The organism is Mycobacterium parmense, from assembly GCF_010730575.1.
Lineage (GTDB): Bacteria > Actinomycetota > Actinomycetes > Mycobacteriales > Mycobacteriaceae > Mycobacterium > Mycobacterium parmense.
In genome coordinates this window covers 3396821-3415865 of record NZ_AP022614.1, presented here as the reverse complement: position 1 = coordinate 3415865, position 19045 = coordinate 3396821, and the positions used below count along the sequence as shown (strand labels likewise).

Annotated in this window: 15 protein-coding genes and 1 pseudogene; 9 read left to right on the top strand and 7 right to left on the bottom strand. The window is 69.7% G+C overall.

What is annotated here, in order from left to right; all coding sequences use genetic code 11:
• The 4 genes from G6N48_RS15765 to G6N48_RS15750 all read left to right on the top strand — a co-directional run bounded on the left by G6N48_RS15765 (position 1) and on the right by G6N48_RS15750 (position 3943).
• Positions 1 to 945, top strand: coding sequence for a class I SAM-dependent methyltransferase (locus G6N48_RS15765; protein ID WP_085271874.1), 945 nt, complete (start codon positions 1 to 3; stop codon positions 943 to 945).
• Between the two features lie 3 nt (positions 946 to 948).
• Positions 949 to 1890 (top strand): class I SAM-dependent methyltransferase, encoded by a 942-nt coding sequence (locus tag G6N48_RS15760; protein WP_085271875.1) that lies wholly within the window; start codon positions 949 to 951, stop codon positions 1888 to 1890.
• Positions 1891 to 1923: 33 nt separating this feature from the next.
• Positions 1924 to 2277 (top strand): VOC family protein, encoded by a 354-nt coding sequence (locus G6N48_RS15755; RefSeq protein WP_085271876.1) that lies wholly within the window; start codon positions 1924 to 1926, stop codon positions 2275 to 2277.
• Positions 2278 to 2383: 106 nt separating this feature from the next.
• Positions 2384 to 3943: a B12-binding domain-containing radical SAM protein gene (locus tag G6N48_RS15750; protein ID WP_085271877.1), complete on the top strand. Its 1560-nt coding sequence runs from the start codon at positions 2384 to 2386 to the stop codon at positions 3941 to 3943.
• A gap of 30 nt (positions 3944 to 3973) precedes the next feature.
• On the opposite strand, the gene G6N48_RS15745 is transcribed toward G6N48_RS15750, so the two are convergent.
• Positions 3974 to 4849 carry a helix-turn-helix transcriptional regulator gene (locus tag G6N48_RS15745; protein WP_085271878.1) on the bottom strand — a complete coding sequence of 292 codons (876 nt, stop codon included), beginning with the start codon at positions 4847 to 4849 and terminating at the stop codon, positions 3974 to 3976.
• Between the two features lie 216 nt (positions 4850 to 5065).
• Here G6N48_RS15745 and G6N48_RS15740 point away from each other — a divergent pair, with 216 nt between their 5' ends.
• Positions 5066 to 6091 (top strand): aldo/keto reductase, encoded by a 1026-nt coding sequence (locus G6N48_RS15740; protein ID WP_085272074.1) that lies wholly within the window; start codon positions 5066 to 5068, stop codon positions 6089 to 6091.
• An 87-nt stretch (positions 6092 to 6178) separates the two neighbouring features.
• On the opposite strand, the gene recD is transcribed toward G6N48_RS15740, so the two are convergent.
• From recD to recC, 3 genes are read right to left on the bottom strand one after another with little or no spacing between them, the layout of a single operon-like run.
• The gene (gene recD, locus G6N48_RS15735; RefSeq protein ID WP_085271879.1) at positions 6179 to 7903 is read right to left on the bottom strand and encodes an exodeoxyribonuclease V subunit alpha; all 1725 of its coding nucleotides are present in this window, start codon (positions 7901 to 7903) and stop codon (positions 6179 to 6181) included.
• The gene (recB, locus tag G6N48_RS15730) at positions 7900 to 11223 is read right to left on the bottom strand and encodes an exodeoxyribonuclease V subunit beta (RefSeq protein ID WP_085271880.1); all 3324 of its coding nucleotides are present in this window, start codon (positions 11221 to 11223) and stop codon (positions 7900 to 7902) included. The genes recD and recB overlap by 4 nt, the downstream gene beginning before the upstream one ends.
• Positions 11220 to 14546, bottom strand: a complete 3327-nt coding sequence (gene recC, locus G6N48_RS15725) for an exodeoxyribonuclease V subunit gamma (RefSeq protein WP_085271881.1) — start codon at positions 14544 to 14546, stop codon at positions 11220 to 11222. The genes recB and recC overlap by 4 nt, the downstream gene beginning before the upstream one ends.
• Before the next feature lie 99 nt (positions 14547 to 14645).
• Here recC and G6N48_RS15720 point away from each other — a divergent pair, with 99 nt between their 5' ends.
• The 3 genes from G6N48_RS15720 to cynS are packed head-to-tail and all read left to right on the top strand — an operon-like array spanning position 14646 to position 16247.
• Positions 14646 to 15248: an HD domain-containing protein gene (locus G6N48_RS15720; RefSeq protein ID WP_085271882.1), complete on the top strand. Its 603-nt coding sequence runs from the start codon at positions 14646 to 14648 to the stop codon at positions 15246 to 15248.
• Between the two features lie 19 nt (positions 15249 to 15267).
• A complete protein-coding gene (locus G6N48_RS15715; protein WP_085271883.1) occupies positions 15268 to 15783 on the top strand; it encodes a nitroreductase family protein in 516 nt (171 codons plus the stop codon).
• An 8-nt stretch (positions 15784 to 15791) separates the two neighbouring features.
• Positions 15792 to 16247 carry a cyanase gene (cynS, locus tag G6N48_RS15710; RefSeq protein WP_085271884.1) on the top strand — a complete coding sequence of 152 codons (456 nt, stop codon included), beginning with the start codon at positions 15792 to 15794 and terminating at the stop codon, positions 16245 to 16247.
• Between the two features lie 148 nt (positions 16248 to 16395).
• Here cynS and G6N48_RS15705 read toward each other — a convergent pair whose 3' ends face one another.
• The 3 genes and pseudogenes from G6N48_RS15705 to G6N48_RS15695 all read right to left on the bottom strand — a co-directional run bounded on the left by G6N48_RS15705 (position 16396) and on the right by G6N48_RS15695 (position 18727).
• Positions 16396 to 17091: a crotonase/enoyl-CoA hydratase family protein gene (locus tag G6N48_RS15705; protein ID WP_085272075.1), complete on the bottom strand. Its 696-nt coding sequence runs from the start codon at positions 17089 to 17091 to the stop codon at positions 16396 to 16398.
• Positions 17092 to 17109: 18 nt separating this feature from the next.
• A pseudogene (locus tag G6N48_RS15700) lies at positions 17110 to 17942 on the bottom strand (hypothetical protein); the annotation flags it as partial.
• Positions 17943 to 18013: 71 nt separating this feature from the next.
• Positions 18014 to 18727, bottom strand: a complete 714-nt coding sequence (locus tag G6N48_RS15695) for an MBL fold metallo-hydrolase (RefSeq protein WP_085271886.1) — start codon at positions 18725 to 18727, stop codon at positions 18014 to 18016.
• A 90-nt stretch (positions 18728 to 18817) separates the two neighbouring features.
• Between G6N48_RS15695 and G6N48_RS15690 the strand changes: the two genes are divergently transcribed.
• Positions 18818 to 19024, top strand: coding sequence for a type II toxin-antitoxin system VapB family antitoxin (locus G6N48_RS15690; RefSeq protein ID WP_085271887.1), 207 nt, complete (start codon positions 18818 to 18820; stop codon positions 19022 to 19024).
• Positions 19025 to 19045 lie beyond the last annotated feature (21 nt).

Sequence of the window (19045 nt, the reverse complement as noted above, 5' to 3'; positions counted from 1 at the left end):
ATGGCGAGAACTGACGACGACAGCTGGGAGATCACCGAGAGCGTGGGCGCGACGGCCCTGGGCGTCGCGGCGGCCCGCGCGGCGGAGACCGAGAGCGACAACCCGTTGATCAGCGACCCGTTTGCGCGCGTGTTCCTCAACGCCGTCGGGGAGGGCATGTGGAGCTGGTTCGGGGCCCCGAACCTGCCCGCCCCGATCACCGAGGCCCAGCCGGACCTGAAGCCGCGCATGCAGGGGATGGTCGACTACATGGCCGCGCGGACCGCGTTCTTCGACTCCTTCTTCCTCGACGCAGCCCGCGCGGGCGTTCGCCAAGTGGTGATCCTGGCGGCGGGCCTCGACTCGCGGGCGTGGCGGCTGGACTGGCCGGACGGCGTCACCGTCTTCGAACTCGACCAGCCGCGGGTGCTGGATTTCAAGGCCTCGACGCTGCGCGAGCAGGGCGCGCAACCGACCTGCAACCTGGTCAGCGTTCCGGTCGACCTGCGGCACGACTGGCCCGCCGCCCTGCGCGAGGCCGGGTTTGACGCGTCGGCGCCCAGCGCCTGGTCGGCCGAGGGCCTGCTCCCCTTCCTGCCCGCGGCGGCCCAGGAGCAGCTCTTCGAGCGCGTGCAGGCGCTCGGCGCCGCCGGCAGCCGGATAGCGGTGGAGGCGCCCGGCCCGGACTTCCTCGACGAGGCGGCCCTGGACAAGCAGCGCGAGACGATGCAGCAGCTTCGCGAGGTGATGGCCGAGCTGGAGCCGGACCGGGAGATCCCCGACGTCACCGACCTCTGGTACTTCGAGGAGCGCGAAGACGTCGGCGACTGGCTGCGCCGCCACGGCTGGGATGCGACGGTCACTCCGGCCGAGGAGCTGATGGCAGGCTACGACCGCAGGCCGCCCACCGGCGTCGAAGACGCCGCCCCGCGGACGCTGTTCGTGTCGGCGCGGCGGGAGGGCTAGGCCATGGCGAGGACGGACAACGACAGCTGGGAGATCACCGAGAGCGTGGGCGCGACGGCGCTCGGCGTGGCGTCGGCGCGCGCCGCGGAGACGCGCAGCGAAAATCCTTTGATCACCGACCCGTTCGCGCAGGTCTTCCTCGACGCCGCAGGCGAGGGGGTGTGGAACTGGCACGCCGGCGGGCAGCTGCCCGCCGAGGTCGTCGAAGCCGAACCCGAGCTGCCGCTGCAGATGCAGTCGATGGTCGGCTACATGGCCTCGCGCACAAAGTTCTTCGACAGCTTCTTCGCCGATGCGACGCGCGCGGGTATCCGTCAGGCGGTGATCCTGGCGTCCGGTCTGGACGCGCGGGCGTGGCGGCTGGACTGGCCGGACGGCGTCACCGTCTACGAGCTCGACCAGCCTCGGGTCCTGGACTTCAAGGTCTCGACCCTGGCCGCGCACGGCGCCGAGCCGGCCTGCCGCCGGATCGCCGTGCCCGTCGACCTACGTCACGACTGGCCGGCGGCGTTGCGGCAGGCCGGTTTTGACGACTCGGCGCCCAGTGTCTGGTCGGCCGAGGGGCTGATGCCGTACCTGCCCGCCGCTGCGCAGGAGCTGTTGTTCGAGCGCGTGCAGGGGCTGACCGTCCCCGGCAGCCGCGTCGCCGTGGAAGCGCTGGGGCCGAACTTCCTGGAACCGGAGTTTCGCGAGAAGCGCCGCGCGCGGATGGACCGGATCCGCGCCGTGATGGCCAAGGTCGACCCGGGTCGCGAGGTCCCGCGGACCGACGAGCTGTGGTACTTCGAGGAGCGCGAGGACGTCGGGGACTGGTTCCGGCGGCACGGCTGGGACGTGACGGTGACGCCGTCCGACGAGCTGATGGCGGGCTACGGCCGCCCGGCACCCGAACAGGTGAGGGACACGGTGCCGGGGAACCTGTTCGTGGCCGCCGAGCGGATCTAGGATCTCGCCGGGGCGCAGCCGAAGGAGTCAGCCGTGACCGACCACGAAGTGAAGATGGTCATCTTGTCGACCGACGACCTGGACGAGTCGATCAGTTTCTACAGCCAGACGCTGGGGATGTCGCTGAAGTTCCGCGACGGGGCCCACTTCGCCGCCCTCGACGGCGGGCCCGTCACGCTGGCGCTGGCGACCGAGGTGGACCATCCGATGCCCGGGCAGATCGTCGTCGGCATCAAGACCGCGGACGTCGACGCCGCCGCCAGGGCCGTCGAGGCCAGCGGCGGCGGCATCGTGAGGGGTCCGTACGACGACGCGCACGAGCGCCGTGCCGTCGTCTATGACAACAAGGGCAACGGCGTCGTCTTCTACAGACCGCTGGCACGCTAGCGCCCCGATATCCGGTTGGTCGGTATCGTCGATCGCGGATTAGGATCGTACGGACCGTATCCACACCGGCGATGGGGGCGCCGTCGGACGAACTGGGCAGGCGCTCGTGGCCGACATCGTGTTGATCAACCCTCGCTTCGAGGTGTCTTACTGGGGCCTCGAACATGCGCTGCCACTGCTCGGCAAGAAGTGCAATCTGCCGACCGCCTGCCTGCCGCTGCTCGCGGCGCTGACTCCCGCCGGCCACTCGGTGACCCTGCTCGACGAGAACGTCGAGCCGATCGACTACGACCGTCTGGCGCGGGCGGACATCGTCGGGCTCACCGGCATGACCGTCCAGCGCGCCCGGATGCGCGAGATCCTGCGCGAACTGAAGGCCCGCGGCGTCTTCACCGTCGTCGGGGGACCGTGGGTGAGCGTGAAAGAGGACTACTTCGACGGCCTGACCGACGTGATCTTCGTCGGCGAAGCGGAAACGACCTGGCCGCTGTTCCTCGACGAATGGGCCCAGGGGCGGCATCGGCGTCGTTACGAGCAGACCGAGGCTACCGACATGACCACCGTGCCGGTGCCCCGCTACGACCTGCTGAAGATCAAGAACTATCTGTTCGGCAGCGTCCAGTTCAGCCGCGGCTGCCCGTTCCAGTGCGAGTTCTGCGACATCATCGTCACGTTCGGCCGCAGGCCGCGGCTCAAGACCAGCGCGCAGGTGATCGCCGAACTGGAGGCGATGCGTAAGCAGCACCTGCGGATGGCGTTCATCGTCGACGACAACCTGATCGGCAACAAGGTGGCGGTCAAGGAGTTGCTGCGCGACCTGGCGGCGTGGCAGGCCGCCGAGGGATACCCCTTCACGTTCTTCACCGAGGTTTCGCTCAACCTCGCCGAGGACGACGAGCTGATGAAGTTGATGGATGCGGCCAACATCGTGACCGCCTTCATCGGCATCGAGAGCCCGAACGAGGAATCGTTGCGCGAGACGAAGAAGTACCAAAACGTCCGCAAGGGCGGCTCGATCGTCGACCGGGTCCGCAAGGTGCAGGACTCGGGGATCGAGGTATGGTGCGGCATGATCGTGGGTTTCGACCACGACGACGCGCGGATCTTCAAGGCGCAGCACGAGTTCGTCCGCCAGACCGACATCATGCACGCGATGGTCGGCATGCTCTCGGCCATCCCGAAGACGCCGCTCTATGCCCGGCTCGAACACGAGGGACGCCTCGACCTCGACGACGAACAGGTCTATGGCACCAATGTGATTCCGCTGGGCATGACTCGCGAGGAGCTGCGCGACGGGTACATCGAGCTGATGCAGAACCTCTACGAGCCCGAGTTCTACTTCGAGCGGCTCGAGAACCTGTTCCTGAGGCGGGAATTCGATTGGAGCCGCGCCCGCAACTCCTACTGGCGCACGCACCGGTGGCAGAAGTGGAAGTCGCAGTCGGTCGACGCGGTCCTGGCGACCGGCCTGTTCCTGCGGCTGATGAACAACATTCCCGACCCGAAGTTGCGCCGGATCTATCGCCGCCGCATGAGCACCATGGTTCGCCGGCGGCCGGAGCCGGGCCTGTTGTTCATCTGCGTGATCAAGTGCGCCATGCACTACCACCACTACACGATGGCGCACCAGATGGGCGAACAGCGCAAGCTGGTCAACACGTTCTAACCGGGCCGGCGATTTCGTCGTTTAAAGCGTTCAAGAACAGCCCTGGCCCTGCGGGCCGACAGCGTCGTGTTGCGGTTGAAGGGACTGGCGACCCACGACGGCGAGCAGGCGCAGCCTGTCCATGCTCGATGTCCCGGCCGGCGGCGTGAGTACCACGAGGTGCTGGCCGTCCGTGGTCGCAAGCACTTCGCAGTCCAGAGCGATTGGACCGACAGGTGTGAGGAAGGTCTTGCGCTGCATGCGCCGTACCGCCACCTCGTGACGTGCCCACAACTCGGCGAATTCGGGGCTGTGCTTGAGCAGGCCGTCGACAAGTTCGCGCATGTCGGGATCGGTGCGGCGGCGAGCCCACGCCGCCCGTAGATCCGCGACCCGGCTGCGACTGTGTTGGCCGTGCTCGTCTTGGGGGATCGCTTCACGGGAGCGTGGATTCGTGAACCAATGCCAGCACATGCTGGCGTCAAGCCCCGTGTCGCCAGAAGCCATGTCGCCCATCAGCGCTTTGGCCATGTCGTTTTGGGCAAGCACGACCTCGGTGTCCGAGCAGACGAAGGCGGCCGCGTCGCGCAGCTGATCGAGCAGGAACAGCAGGGCGGGCCGCACGTGCGGGGAACGCACCGATCGGTCGGGAACCGCGTGGCCGGCCAGTCGATAGAGGTGGTCGGTTTCGTCGTCGGTCAGGCGCAGTGCGCGGGCGAGCGCGCGGACCATCTGCGTGGACGGCTGGGTGCTGCGAGCCTGCTCGAGGCGGCTGTAGTAGTCAACGGACATGCCCGTCAACTGGGCGACTTCTTCACGCCGCAAGCCGGTCGTGCGGCGGCGGGCACCGGGCGACAGTCCCACGTCTGCGGGACTGATCACCTCGCGCCGGCGCCGCAGGAACTCAGCCAGCGCAGCACGATCCATGCGCCCATTGTCCTCACGGCGTCTGCACTTAGCCAGGGACTCCCAGTCCCCGGTTGTACGCGTCCTGGTTGCGCCGCCGTGTTCGACCCACACTGGCCTCGTGCAAACCAAAGCAAACTCGGCCGGTTCGCGCTATGTGGTACGGCTGTCCTGCCTGACCCTGCCGCACGGCACTCGAAGGACAGCGAGTCGAAGCTAGTGAACCAGGAGATCACCATGCGGTACCGCACACTGGGCCGAACCGGCATCAAGGTCAGTCCGTACGCGTTGGGCGCCATGATGTTCGGCGCGATGGGCAACCCCGACCACGAAGAGTCGATCCGGATTGTCCATCGGGCCGTGGATGCCGGGATCAACATCATCGACACCGCTCCGGCGTATTCGGACGGCGAGTCCGAAGAGATCGTCGGCAAGGCCCTCAGGGGTCGACGTGACAACGTGGTTCTGGCAACCAAAGTCCATCGTGTGACGGCAGATGCGTCTGTCCAGCGTGGGAATTCCAGGCTTTGGATCACGGCATCGGTCGACAAATCGCTGCGCCGCTTGCAGACCGATTACATCGACCTCTACCAGATCCACCGGCCCGACCCCGACACCGACATCGAGGAAACGCTGTCGGTGCTGTCGGATCTGATACGCAGCGGCAAGGTCCGAGCCATCGGCTCCTCGACCATGCCCGCGTCGGACTTGGTCGAGGCCCAGTGGGTGGCCGACAGGCGCGGACTGCAACGGTTTCGGTGCGAACAGCCGCCGTACTCGATCCTCGACCGTGGCATCGAGGCCGAGGTTCTGCCGGTGGCGCAGCGCTATGGGATGGGCATCCTGGTGTGGAGCCCCCTGGCGCAGGGACTGCTCACCGGCCGTGCCCGCAAGGGCCAGCAGCGGACCGACCTGCGCCGCGCAGCATTCTTCAAGCATCTCAGTGACGAACGCCGGCTTGACGCTGTCGAACAGCTGACCACCCTCGCCGAGGAATCCGGGCTGGCGCTGCGCCACATGGCGATTGCGTTCGCCGTCACCCATCCCGGTGTGAGCAGCGCGATCATCGGCCCGCGCACCATGGATCACCTTGAGGATCTACTCGCGGGTGCCGAGGTCACCCTCACCGACGACATCCTCGATCGGATCGACGACATCGTCGCCCCCGGAACCGACGTCGGCACCCTCGACATGGCCTACCGACCCCCGGCGCTGCTCGAGCCGGTCCTGCGCCGGCGGCCCCGCCCATCCGCGGCGTCCTGATCACGATCGATCAGCCGGCGGGATTTGTGGGAAGGGAAAGATTATGCCAGAACACAACTACCGCACCAGAATTGATGACTCAGGACGCTAGCGGGGCCGGCCGCTGGCCTGTTGCAACCGCAGTCGCAGCCCGCTTGCCCGCAGCGCCCGGCGTTCGACCGCGGCGCGCACCGAGGCCGCCGGGCCCACCACCCGCACCCTGGACTTTGCGCGTGTCACCGCCGTGTAGAACAGTTCGCGCGTCAGCAGCCTCGAGTCCTCGGGCGGCAGTAGCACCGTCACCTCGTCGGCCTGGCTGCCCTGGCTCTTGTGGATGGTCATCGCGTGCATCGTCTCGACGTTGCCCAGGCGGCTGGTCGAGAAGTCGAGCGGGCCCGTCGCACCCGCGATGACGGCCCGCAACCCGTGCGGCCCGGTGAGCGTTACGCCGTTGTCGCCGTTGTAGATGCGCAGGCCGTAGTCGTTGGCCGTCACCAGCAGCGGGCGGCCCGCGTACCAGTCGGAGGAGACCGGCTGGCCGGTCTCCTCCGACAGCCAGCGCCGCACCTGCCGGTTCCAGTGCGCCGCCCCGTACGGCCCCTGCCGGTGGGCGCACAGCAGCCGGTGTTCGTCGAGCGTGGCCAGCGCGGCCGCGGCGTCTCCCAGCAGCGCGGCTTCGCGCAGCCGCAGGGCGTGCGGGATCAGGACCTGACGCAGCGCGTCAGCGGGGTGACCAGAGTCGACCCATTCGACGTGATCGCCACCGGCGCAGAGCAATTGCACCACGCGCCCGGGATCGCCGTCGCGGATCGCCTCGGCGAGCGCGCCGATCGACTCACCGAACCGGTGCGGCTTGCGCAGGGCCGCGACGTGCACCTCGTCGCGGGCACTGAGGCCGTCCACCAAGTCCTTGAGCACCGCGCCGGCCTCCACCGAGGCCAACTGGTCGGGATCGCCGACCAGGATCAGCCGCGTCGAGGGCCGCACCGCCTCGAGTAGCCGGGCCATCATCGTCAGCGACACCATGGACGTCTCGTCGACGACGATGACGTCATGCGGCAGGCGGTTGCCACGGTCGTGCCGGAAACGCACCGAGGTGTCGGGTCGCGGCCCGAGCAGCCGGTGCAGCGTCGTCGCGCTCAATCCGGCCAGCCGCGCCCGGTCCACCGGCTCGAGATTTTCCGCCTCGGCGGCCACGGCCTCGGCCAGCCGCGCGGCTGCCTTACCGGTGGGAGCGGCCAGTGCGATCCGCGGCGGCGGCGCGCCGGCCAGCTCGGCCTGCTCGACCAGCAGCGCCAGCAGCCGGGCGACGGTGGTCGTCTTGCCGGTGCCGGGGCCGCCGGTCAGCACGGTGACCGCCTGGGACAGCGCCAGGTGCGCGGCGGCCCGCTGCTCTTCGTAGCCCGACGGGAAAAGCCTTTCCCCGCCTGGCAACTCGCCCGCCGTGTGCCGCACCGACAGCGACAACACGTCGTCGCACACCTGCTGCTCCTCCAGCCAGTACCGGTCCAGGTACAGCAGGTCGCCGAGCAGCCGCAGCACCGGCGGCGAGCACGACAGGGGGCTGGCCCGCACCGCCGCGATCCAGTCGTCCGCGTCGGGCCACGGCAGACCGGCGACGTCAAGCTGCGCCGGCGTCGCGCGCAGATCCACGCACACCGATCCGCCGCGCAGCGCCCGCACCACCAGCGCCAGCGCGAGCGCCACCCGCTCGTCGGTCTCGCCGGCCAGCGCCGTAAGGCGTTGCGCCACATGGATGTCGGCGGCCTCGAAGACGCCCGCTTCGTTGAAGGCACCGAGCAGCCCGGTGACCGACATCGCTTCGACGCTCATGCCGCGGCCTCGCGCCCGTCGAGCAGATCCGACAACGCCGTCACCAACGACGGCGGCGGCCGCCAGCTGAACACGCCCGCCGGGTGCCCGTCGACCACCGGGGTCTCCGAGCCGCACATGCCGCGCACGAACAGGTACAGCACGCCGCCGAGATGTCGTGCAGGCTCGTATCCTTTTACCCGCCAACGCAAATAGCGATGGAGAACGGCGGTGTACAACAGCGCCTGCAGCGGATAGTCCGAGTGCAGCATCGCCTCCACCAGGCGGGGCCGGCCGTAGTCGGCGGCCTTCAGCGGGCGGTCGGGGTCGCCCAGCCAGTTCGTCTTGTAGTCCACCACCAGGTAGCGGTGTCCAGCGCCGTCGGGCACGCGCAACACGGCGTCGATCGAGCCGGTCAGATACCCGCGCAACGGCTGTTCGGCGAGGGGCGGGCTCAGCAGCCGGGCCGCGTAGGGAGCCAGCGGGTCGTCGGCCGGAAGGTGCCCACGCAGCAACGCCGCCAGCTCCGCCAGGCGGACGGCCGGCGTGGCCGCACGCAGGTCACCGCCGGCCAGCGGCAACTCGAAGTCCAACTCGCGCAGGCGGTCCGGCAACCCGATTCGGCGCAGCGTCAGGCCGCAAGCCAGCGGGCCCAGCGGGGAATCGTGCATCGGCACCATGGCCGCGGCCAGCGTCTCGGGGGCCACGGCGGCGGCGATGTCGGGCCACGACGCCGAATGCCGCCGGATGTTGGACTCCAGCTCGGCCGCCAGGTCGGCGGCGAAGGGATCCGACGTCTCGAGCACGGCGTGCACCAGCGTCCCGAACTTCGCTCCGGTCGGCAGGTCCGCCATCGGCGAGGGCAGGTCGGCCCCCGCGGCCGCCCCGGTCAACGGGATCTCGCCGGCCTCGTCGTCGAGGTCGGTGACCTCGGGCTCGCTGGTGACCCCCGCGGTCTCGGCCACCCGGATCAGGCCGGAATACGAGGTGCGCCGCCATGCTGTGTCGATGGCGCGGTGAAAGTGGCGGCTGCACAGGTTCTTCGGGGCCGGCTCGGGCGGCAGCGGCGGGGCCTGGCCCACCACGGAGATCTCGACGACCGGGCCACCCGCGGCCTCCCATTGCCGCATCCGGGCCATCGCGTCTTCGTCGCTGACCTTCGCGGGTTCGCAGCGCTCGGGTATCTGCGGCTCGTCGGGCCGGCGGCCGCGCAGCAACCGCGAGAGGCCGCCGCCGGGTTCGTTGAACGCCGGCGACCACCACGCCACCACCTGCGCCTGCGCCCTGGTCAGCGCGACGTACGTCAGGCGGCTGCCGTCGCCGGCGTCCTCGGTGCGACCCGCCTCCTCGACCTGCGCGAAGTCCGGGGTGTCGGCGCCTCCGACGTGCAGGCAGCGCACCCCGTTGTCGTGGAACAGCACGATGTCGCGCTTGGGCGTGCTGCGGTTGAACGCGAACGGCAGGTACACGATCGGGTATTGCAGGCCCTTGCTGACGTAGACCGTCATGATCTGCACGGCGGCGGCGTCGCTGTCGAGCCGCCGGTTGCGTTCGGTCGAGCCGCTGCGTTCGTCGCGCTGCCGGCGCAGCCAGTCCCGCAGGGCGGGCAGGTTGTAGTGCTCGTGGTGCGCGACGTTCTGCAGCAGCTGGGTGACGTGCGCCAGGTCGGTCATGTGCCGCTCGCCGCCCTGCCACGCGAGCACCCGGTCGCCCATCCCGCACGCCTGAGCCGCCTCGAAGATCGCGGCGACCCCGCGCTCGCGGGCGTGGCCGGCCCACTCGCGCAGGGTTTCGGCGATCCGGTCGGTCAGGGCGTCGCCGCCGGCCGCCAGCGACGCCGCGGTGTGGCCGAAGAACATCGTCGCGGCGGCCGCGCGGACCATGCCCGGGCGGTGCGGCTGGTCGAATGCCTCGAGGAGGCACAGCCAGTCGTCGGCGGCCTCGGAGGTGAACACGTCGGAGTTGCCGGTATAGACGGCCGGGACACCGGCGTCGCAGAGCGCCCTGAAGCAGGCGCCGGCGTCCTCGTGCCGTTCGACGATCACGGCGACGTCGCGGGCCAGCAGCGGCCTGCCGCCGAACGTCGCGCCACTAGCGAGCAGCGTGCGGATGTCGGCGGCGAGGTCGGCACCGATGTGCTGCCGCAGCTCGCCGATGGGCAAGTTCGCGGTTCCCTTGCGGCCCAGCTGTTTACGCTGTACGACGCGCAGCCGGAACGGGTCGTTGCGGGGGGCGCCGGCAAGGCGGTGGCCCAGGTGGTGTGCGTCGACGTCCTTGACGACGATCGCGGCGTCACCGAGCCGGGCTCCGCGCAGCACCACCTGCAGCCGATCGAGCAGCGCGGAGTCGCTGCGCCAGTTGGTGCCGAGGGTCTTCTTCTGGCCCGCGGTCTCGGCCGCCTGCAGGTAGGTCTGGATGTCGCCGCCGCGGAAGGCGTAGATGGCCTGCTTCGGGTCGCCGATCAGGACCACGGTGGAGCGCCCGCTGAAAGCGCAGTCGATGACCTTCCACTGCACCGGGTCGGTGTCCTGGAACTCGTCGACCATGACGATCGGCCAGCGGTGGTGCATGCGCGTGCGGGCGGGCGAATCGTCGGCCGCCAGCGCGGCGGCCAGCCGGGTCAGCAGATCGTCATAGCCCAGAACGCCGAGCCGCCGCTTGCGCGTTTCCAGCTCGGCCAGAACCTCGTTCGCGAATCCCACACAGACCGCCGCCCGCGACCCGGGCGGTGGATCGCTGGGCCGCAGTTGCGTCGAGGGGTTGTTGGCCACCTCGCGCGCCAGCCGCAGCGCGTCGCGGTAGCCCAGCACCGGCTCGTCGCGTTGCCCGGAGAAGTGCGCCAGGTACAGGTCGTCGACGATCTCGCCGACCAGCTCGTCGAGGCTCTCGATCAGGGTGACACCGGCGGCTGTGTCGCCGGCCACGCCGAGCGAGCGCAACACCAGCTGGCAGAACTGGTGCGTAGTGGCGATCGTCGCCGCGTCGAAGCCGGCCAGGGCGTCGCGGAGCCGCTGCCTGCGCAGCTCGCGTTCGCCGGGGTCGCCCTCCAGCAGCGACGCCACCAGCTCGTTGTCGCCGACGGTCGACGGGTCGTCGAAAGCGGTTACGGCAGCCACGATCTGGCAGCGGACCCGCTCGCGCAGCTCCTGGCTGGCGGCCCGGCCGAACGTGATGAGCAGCATCTGGTCAAGCGTGGCCGCGCCCGCGGCGAGGTAGCGGGTCACCAGGCCCGCCAGGGCGAACGTCTTGCCGGTGCCCGCGCTGGCCTCCAGCACCGTGGTCGAGCGCTCCGCCGGCAGCGGGCCCAGCAGATCGAAGCGCTCTGGCTCGTCGTCTTTCACGAGGGCTCCCGCTCGGCGCGCAGCATCGGCAGCCACAGCCGGGCGGCATAGGCGCCGAGCCGGTGCTCCTCGGCCTCGTAGTCCTCGCCGGCGCGCAGCGGTTGCATCAGATCGGTCAGCGGCGCGTTCCTGCCCCAGGCGCGCACGTGGGCCGGGGCCTGATCCTCGCCCGGGTACCGGTCGGACCTCCACCGGTACTCCGCCTGGCGCACCGGGTCGTCGCCGCAGAACCGCGCGGCGGCCCAGGCGTAAGATGTCTTGACGGGCAACGGGATCGGCTCCCGCCGCCCCGCGTCGTAGATCGCGACCAACTCGCGCAGGACCGCCGCGGCCTGACCGGCGGGGCCCTGCGGAGGTCCCAGCGCCCGCGCCCGAGCGGCCGGGCCCCGGGGCGCGCGGCCGATGCACACCGCCGACCAATCGCGACCGGGATCGTGAGCGGTCAACGCCAGCAGCGCAATCCACGACTGAAGCAGGTGCCTGCCGTCGAGCTTCGAATACGTCACCGAGACCAGGCGGTCGCCGTACACGGGCGACACCGTGCCAGTGAGCCGACGCCCGGCGCCCAGTTCGACGTCGACGTCGTAGGCCCGCGGGGCCGCCGCGCGATGCCGCAGCGCCTCCGTCGCCAAAACGGTGACCCGATCGCGAATCTCGGCGACCTTGCGCCAGCCGAGCTGGCCGGGCGGCAGCGTGCCGCGGCGCCACTCCGCCTGGCGCGCGTCGTCCGGGGTCATCCCCCGGAGGATGTCACCCAGCATCCGGTCGCCGACCGTCCATTCCTCGAGGTTGTCGATGTCGACCGGCATGGCGTCCTGCACCCCGTCGACGTCGCGCGGCAAGGTGAACTCCAGCGCGCGGAAGAAGCCCTTCACCGGATCCCTGAAGAACGCGACGAGGTCGGCGAGCGGCACGTCGTCGGGCGGTGGTGGCGGCAGCGGTTCGCAGATGAACCTGGGCTGCTCGCCGCGTGCACCGCTGGCCACGCGGGCGGAACGCAGCGCCGCCGGGTCGAAGGTGAACGGCACCCCCGGCACCAGCTCGCCAGGTATGACGTTGCGAATATCGAAGGGCTGCAGCGGATGTTCGACGACGATGCGGTCGCGGACCCGGTCGGCGCCGTCGGGGGGCACGGTCATGTCCAGAGCGTCGAGCAGCTCGGCGAGCGGGACGGCGGGCGGGCGCGGCTGGCCGGAGTATTCGTTGGCCCCGGTGTAGGTGATCACGAGCTTTTCGGTCGCCGCCCCGATCGCGTCCAGCAGCAATTGCCGGTCCTCCGAACGGATGTCGCGCTCGCCGGTCATGGGCTCGCGGGCCAGCGCGTCGTCGCCGTCGACCACGCCGAGGCGCGGGAACAGCCCGTCGTCCAGCCCCACCAGGCAGATCACCCGGTGCGGCACCGAGCGCATCGGCACCATCGTGCACACGGTCAGGGTGCCGGTGCGGAAATTGGCCCGCGTCGGGCGTCCGGACAGGTGCCGGGCCAGAAGCGCGCGGACATCCGGCAGCCGCAGCACGGTGGCGGCGCGTGGTCCGGCGTGCCCCAGTACCTCGGCGAACTGGCGCTGCATCTGGGCGCTCTGCCAGGCGTCCGGGTCGTCGACGCGGGTCAGCGTGGTGATGCCGTCGGCCAGCGCGGCCAGCCACTCGTGCAGCGGTCGCGGGCCGGTGAGCGCGTCGGCCGCGCGCTGCAGCCGCGCGACGAATTCGGCGAACCGGCCTGCCAATTGGACGCGGTTGCTGCTGACGTCGTCGAGGGGCAGCGTTGCGTCGATCCACGCATGGGAGTCCTCGGACATCGCGACGCCGGCCAGGATCCGGTCGATGCCGAAACGCCAAGTGTTGTGCACGAAGTCGACGTGGTAGGGCTGCCGGTGCTCCCGGTCGAAGCCCCACCGGATGTTCGCCTGCCGAACCCAGCGGGTGATGGCCTCCAAATCGTCGTCGGTGAAACCGAATTGGGCGCGCACCGGCGCCGTCTGGGCGACGTTGAGCACCTCGGAAGCCGTCACCCTGCCGCCGGCCAGCGCCAGCAGTTGCGCGGCGACGCCGAGCAGCGGGTTGGTCTGGATCAGCGAGCGGTCGGCGAGGCGCACCCGCAACCGGTGCGCGGGGTGGGCACCGCGGATCATGCCGCCGACCATGTCACCGAGCCCGAAGTCGGCGACGATGAGGGGCGCGTAGGTCTCGATGTCCGGGCACATCACCAGGATGTCGCGCGGCTCCAGCGTCGGGTCGTCGGCCAGCAGGCCCAGCAGCACCTCGCGCAGCACGTCGATCTGCCGGGCCGGGCCGTGGCAGTTGTGGATCTGCACCGACCGGTCGTCGGTTGCGAGCCGGCGCCCGCGTGGGCGACTGGCATCGGCGGCGATGTCGGACTGCAGCCAGCCGAGCAGCGTGTCCGGGTACCCGGTGCCGGGGAGGTGCTCGTCGGTCAAAACCGCGGCCGGCAGGCCGCGTTGCAGTTCCCTCAGGTCTCGTCCGAGCGTCGCCAGCAGCGGGTGGTTGACCGCGCGGTGGCTGGTGTCGCATCGTCGCGGGACGGCGCCGCGAACGCCGGCGAGCGCACGCCACAGCGTGTCGCTCGGGTGCGGCAGCCACAGGTGCAGGTCGTGATGCGCCGCCAGCGCCTCGAGCAGTTCGACGTCGGTGCACGGCAGCCGGGTGTGCCCGAACAGCGACAGTCGGGGGGGCAGGTCGCTGGGCCCGCGCTGCAGCCGGGCGACGGCGTCGCGGTGGCGGACGTGCGGAGGATCGATCCCGACGCGCTCGACCAGGGCCCGCCACAGGTGTGGCTGCCAGAGCAGATCGTCGTCGAGGCCCGCCGTGTCGCCGCCCAGCCAGTCGACGAGCAGTTGTGGGCGCTGGCGCGCGTACGACGCGAACAAACCGGCCAGCCGGCGTGCCACCTCGTATCGCCGGCCGCGCCGCAGCTCCGCCTCCGCGCCCGCGTGGAAGTGCCCCAAATGCGTTGCCAGCGTGCGACACCACGGCTCGTCCAGGGAACAGTCGACGACTTCCAGCAGCGGCCAGGTCATGGCCTCGGGCGACCACGGATCGTCCTCGACGGCATAGATTTCGGCGATCAGCGAGCCGGGGCTGCGGAACTCCACGCCAGCGCACACCCCGTCGTCGGCCGCGCCCGGTCCTGTCCGGCGGCCGAGCACGTGTGAGAGCCGCTGGCCCAGCCAGCGCTCCACGCCCCGCGCGGGCACCAGAACCAGTTCCCGAGCGAACGGGTCGGGCAACGCGTCGGCCAACAGTGCGCCGAGCCCGTCGGCGAGCAGGTCGGTGCGTTCGGCGCGGTGAAGATGGAAGGCCATTGCGCTGCAACCATAGAACGCCGCGCCGACAGCTGTCGGACCGCCGTGCCACAGTGAAGGCAAGCCCTTCGAACCCTTCGACACCGAAAGGAGGCGGGTATGGCCCATCGGGCATCGCCGCCTCGCCTGACGCCCAGGTTCGCCGACGCCCTGGGCTACGCGGCCGCCAAGCACGCCCGGCAGACGCGCAAGGGCAGCGAAGTGCCGTACGTCGGCCATCTGCTGTCGGTGGCCGGGCTGGTGATCGACGACGGCGGCACCGAGGAGCAGGCCATCGCCGCGCTGCTGCACGACGCCGCCGAGGACCAGGGCGGCCAGGAGACGCTGGCCGAGATCCGGCAGAAGTTCGGGAACGGGGTGGCGTCCATCGTCGCCGAATGCAGTGACACGTTCGAAAGCCCCAAACCGTCCTGGCGGGAGCGCAAGGAGCGCTACATCGCCCACCTGCGTGCGGCGTCCGACGACGCCGTGCTGATTTCGCTCGCCGATAAGCTCGACAATGCGCGTGCGATCCTGCGTGATTACCGTGCCGAGGGAAACCGGCTGTGGCAGCGGTTCAGCGTGCAGGACCCGCGGCTGCACCTGTGGTACTACCGGTCGCTGCTGGACGTCTTGCACCGGCGCAGCGGCAGCTGGATGGTCGGCGAGCTCCGCAGGGTGCTCGACGCGCTCGAGGGCGAGATGGACGGCGACGGCAACTAACGAGAGGCAGGGGAACGTGATGGAGGCATGGGACGCGCTTTGCGCTCGGCGCAATGTCCGGCAGTACACACCCGAGCCGGTGCCCGAGGAGCACCTCGACCGCATCGCCGAGGCCGGCTGGCGGGCGCCGTCGGCGAAGAATCGCCAGCCGTGGGACTTCGTCATCGTCACCGACCGGGGTCAGCTGCAGGAGTTGTCCACCGTCTGGCAGGGCGCCGGGCACATCGCCGCGGCCGCCGCCGCGATCGCGATCGTCGTGCCGGTGCCGCCGGATGACCGCCGGGTGGTCACCGACAACTACGACGTCGGTCAGGCCACCATGGCGATGATGATCGCGGCCACCGACCTTGGGATCGGCACGGGCCACTCGTCCGTCGGTGACCAGGTCAGGGCGCGCGCGATCCTGGGAGTGCCCGACGGCTACCTGGTGGCGTTCCTGCTCGGCGTCGGATATCCGGCCGACCGCCCACTCAAGCCGATCCGCAAGCCCAACCGGCGCCCGTTCACCGACGTCGTTCACCACGGGCACTGGTGAGGCGGACGATGAACCGGAATGAGGTCACCGAACAGGTCGTGCTCGGCCGCCTCCGCCGGGGGCTGACGTGGCAGGAACTCGCCGACGCCATCGGCCGCCCGCTGCTGTGGACGACGTCGGCGTTGCTCGGCCAGCACCCGATTCCCGCCGAACTCGGCAAGGTGCTCGTCGGCATGCTGGGGCTCGACGAGTCGGCCGTGCCGGTGCTGGCGGCGCCGCCGATGCGTGGCGGGCTGCCCACGGCGGTCCCCACCGACCCGACCATCTACCGCTTCTACGAGGCCCTGCAGGTCTACGGCGGCGCCATCAAGGAGGTGATTCACGAACAGTTCGGGGACGGAATCATGAGCGCGATCAATTTCAGCGTCGATCTGCAGAAAAAGCCACACCCCTCGGGCGATCGTGTCGTCGTGACGTTCGACGGCAAATTCCTGCCATACCAATGGGATTCGGCGCGGGACTGAATCGGGGTCCGGGCGATTTGCGGAAATAAAGTGACTCGGCGGCGTGGGCGTGCAAGACTTGCGACGAGGAGGCGATGTCAACGCGGCGGCTGGGCATGATGGCCGCCGCGTTCTCACGTTCGGCGGCGCCCACCGTTTGCCCGGCCGCCTAGAGCCCGAACTCGGCTTCGATTCCGTCGATGCCGGCGCGGATGGCCTGCAAGGCGTCGGCACGGGCCCGCAATTTGGTTGCGGCGTGGGCCTTTTGGTGAAGACCGGCGAATTCCCGCGCGGCTTCCTCGGCCCGGCTGAGCACCATTTCCGGCAACACGATTTCGTCGACGAACCCGGCCGCCAGCGCGGTCTCGCCGAAGAACGTCTTGGCAAGGCCGGCCGCCTGCTGGTACGCCGACCGGGTGAGGCGCAGCTTTATGATCTCGAGGGCCGCGTACGGAATCGTCATGCCGATCGCGACCTCGTTGGCCTGGATGTTGTAGGCGTGGGCGGCCACGCGGTGGTCGCCGGACGACAGCAGGAACGCCCCCATCGCGATGGCATGACCGGTGCAGGCCATCACGACGGGCTTCGGGTGCGACAAGAGGCGGTAGGAGAGCTCGAAGCCCCCCCGGAGCATGTCGATCGCGGGCTGCGCCTCGCCCGAGGTGAGAACCTTCAGGTCGAATCCGCCACTGAACACCCGGTCGTTGCCGGCGATCACCAGCGCCCCCGCGTTGTCGCTCTCGGCCCGGTCGATCGCCTCACCCAGGGCCTGCTGCATCGTGGGGCCCAGCGCGTTGACCTTGCCGTCGTCCATCCTGATGACGGCGACGGAATCCTTCACGCTGTAGTGGACCGGGCCGCTCATGGGCTGCTCCTTACCCGTCACGCGGGCTGGCTGTGGTGTCTGCCCAATTCGCCGTCGGCATTGGCCCAGCGCAGGCTGACATCGGTGGGTTCATCGAGTTGGCGCGTCCGCCATCTGTCCTGGGTCTCCCGGACGGCGCCGTTGATCCGCTCGATCTCGCTGCGGAAGACCTCGGGGCGGGTTTCCTTGCTGGCGTAATGGAAGTAGGTGAGCAGGCCGCGCAGCAGTTCCAGCTTCTGCTTCTCGCGCTTCGCCAGGTCGTGTGTCGTCATCAGCTCGATGCGCTGGACGGGCGGCAGGGCCTCCCAGTCGAGCACCACCCGCGTCTGCAGCGGGTCGCGGTCGCGGTGCCAGAACCGCCGGCGCTGCGGGTTCTCGGGCCGGTCGAAGTAGCTCACGGTGCCTACGAAGCGCGACTCGATGCCGGTGCCGATCTCGTTGCGGTCGAGCGCCGAGTCCCACACCATGCGGAATTCCTGGCCGGGCGCCAGCATCGGCAACTCGTGGGGCAGTCGCAACTCGACGACGTCGGCGTAGCCGTCGGTGGCGTTCTCGTACTGCGCCACCGTCGGCGGGTTCTCGAAGGAGAAGCTGATGTCATAGGCAGCGGTCTTGCCGAAGTTCCTGACCACAAGCTCGATCACGTGCCAATCCGCCTGATGCGGTTCCATGAACATCGTGACCTGGGGACGGGTTTGCTCGGCGGCCAGCTGCCGGTTCCGCGCGATCTGGCGGTTGGTGAAGACCAATGTGATGACGGCGAGCACGATCGCCGCCCACGCCGCCCACGCTATCCAGGTGCTGGACCCAACATGGGTGACTTCGTGCCAGCTGTCCCGGATCCACCCCATGGAATCCACCTTCCGCTTATATCACAGAGCCAACGGCCCCGCGATCGCCCGGACGCCCGTCGATTGGCCCCTCAACCGCCCATCAACATGCGCCACTGGTCGAGGTCGGCGGCGCGGTACACATAGTTGGAACGCTTTACTTCGGCCAGGGAAGCGCTGGGTTCCGCCGAATACCAGTGCCCCGGGAACACCCTCGGGTCGCCGGGCAGCGCGGCAAGCTGTTGCAGGCTGCGATACATCGCGTCGGAGTCGCCACCCGGGAAGTCGGTGCGTCCGCAACCCTCCAGGAACAGCGTGTCGCCGGCGACCAGCCGGCCGTCGAGCAGGAAGCACTGGCTGCCCGGGGTGTGGCCCGGGGTGTGCAGCAACTCGATCTCGATGTCGCCGACCTGCACCTTGTCGTGGTTCTCGTGGGTGGTGAGGTCTGCGAGGCTGATCCCGGTCACGCGCGAAACCCACACCGCTTCATGGGTGTTGACGTGCACCGGCACGGCCGCGCGTTCCAGCAGCTCGGCGAGGCCCTTCAGCTCGAACCCCATCATGGATCCGCCGACGTGGTCGGGGTGGTGGTGCGTCACCAGCACACCCGACAGCTTCATGCCGTCGGACTCGACCGCGTCCAGCAGGTCCCCGGCCGCGTAGGCGGGGTCCACCACCAGACAATCGCAGGTCTGCCGGTCGCCGATCAGATAGGCGAAGTTGCGCATCTGCGTCGCGATCACATCACCGGCGGCGAAGTCGCGACCGGAGAGCAGTTGACGGAAATACAGGCGGTCTTCTGGCACGTGATCAGACTAGGGCGTCGGCCTTCGACGGTCGCCGAAACGCCCCGGGCGCCGTGGCTTGCGCCCGGGGCCGCTGGGTACTGTTGGCCTATGAGGAAGAATGTCGAGCTCGAAATCGACACCGACCTGGTGGATGAGGCCATCCGCCGCTTCCATTTGGCCGACCCGCGCGAGGCGGTCCATCTCGCGTTGCGGACACTTCTCAACAAGACCGACGACGCCGATCAGGACGACGCGTACGACGAGTTCAGCGACCTCAGCGCATGGGAGCCCCGCCGCTCCGGTGACGGGGGCTGAGCGCCGCACCACCGCACCCGT

What these genes read in the sequence shown, in the direction of transcription:
- G6N48_RS15720 (WP_085271882.1), top strand. Translation starts at nt 14,646, where the DNA reads ATGGCCCATCGGGCATCGCCGCCTCGCCTGACGCCCAGGTTCGCCGAC.
- recD (WP_085271879.1), bottom strand. Translation starts at nt 7,903, where the DNA reads ATGAGCGTCGAAGCGATGTCGGTCACCGGGCTGCTCGGTGCCTTCAAC.
- G6N48_RS15715 (WP_085271883.1), top strand. Translation starts at nt 15,268, where the DNA reads ATGGAGGCATGGGACGCGCTTTGCGCTCGGCGCAATGTCCGGCAGTAC.
- G6N48_RS15760 (WP_085271875.1), top strand. Translation starts at nt 949, where the DNA reads ATGGCGAGGACGGACAACGACAGCTGGGAGATCACCGAGAGCGTGGGC.
- G6N48_RS15740 (WP_085272074.1), top strand. Translation starts at nt 5,066, where the DNA reads ATGCGGTACCGCACACTGGGCCGAACCGGCATCAAGGTCAGTCCGTAC.
- recC (WP_085271881.1), bottom strand. Translation starts at nt 14,546, where the DNA reads ATGGCCTTCCATCTTCACCGCGCCGAACGCACCGACCTGCTCGCCGAC.
- G6N48_RS15705 (WP_085272075.1), bottom strand. Translation starts at nt 17,091, where the DNA reads ATGAGCGGCCCGGTCCACTACAGCGTGAAGGATTCCGTCGCCGTCATC.
- G6N48_RS15745 (WP_085271878.1), bottom strand. Translation starts at nt 4,849, where the DNA reads ATGGATCGTGCTGCGCTGGCTGAGTTCCTGCGGCGCCGGCGCGAGGTG.
- G6N48_RS15765 (WP_085271874.1), top strand. Translation starts at nt 1, where the DNA reads ATGGCGAGAACTGACGACGACAGCTGGGAGATCACCGAGAGCGTGGGC.
- cynS (WP_085271884.1), top strand. Translation starts at nt 15,792, where the DNA reads ATGAACCGGAATGAGGTCACCGAACAGGTCGTGCTCGGCCGCCTCCGC.
- G6N48_RS15690 (WP_085271887.1), top strand. Translation starts at nt 18,818, where the DNA reads ATGAGGAAGAATGTCGAGCTCGAAATCGACACCGACCTGGTGGATGAG.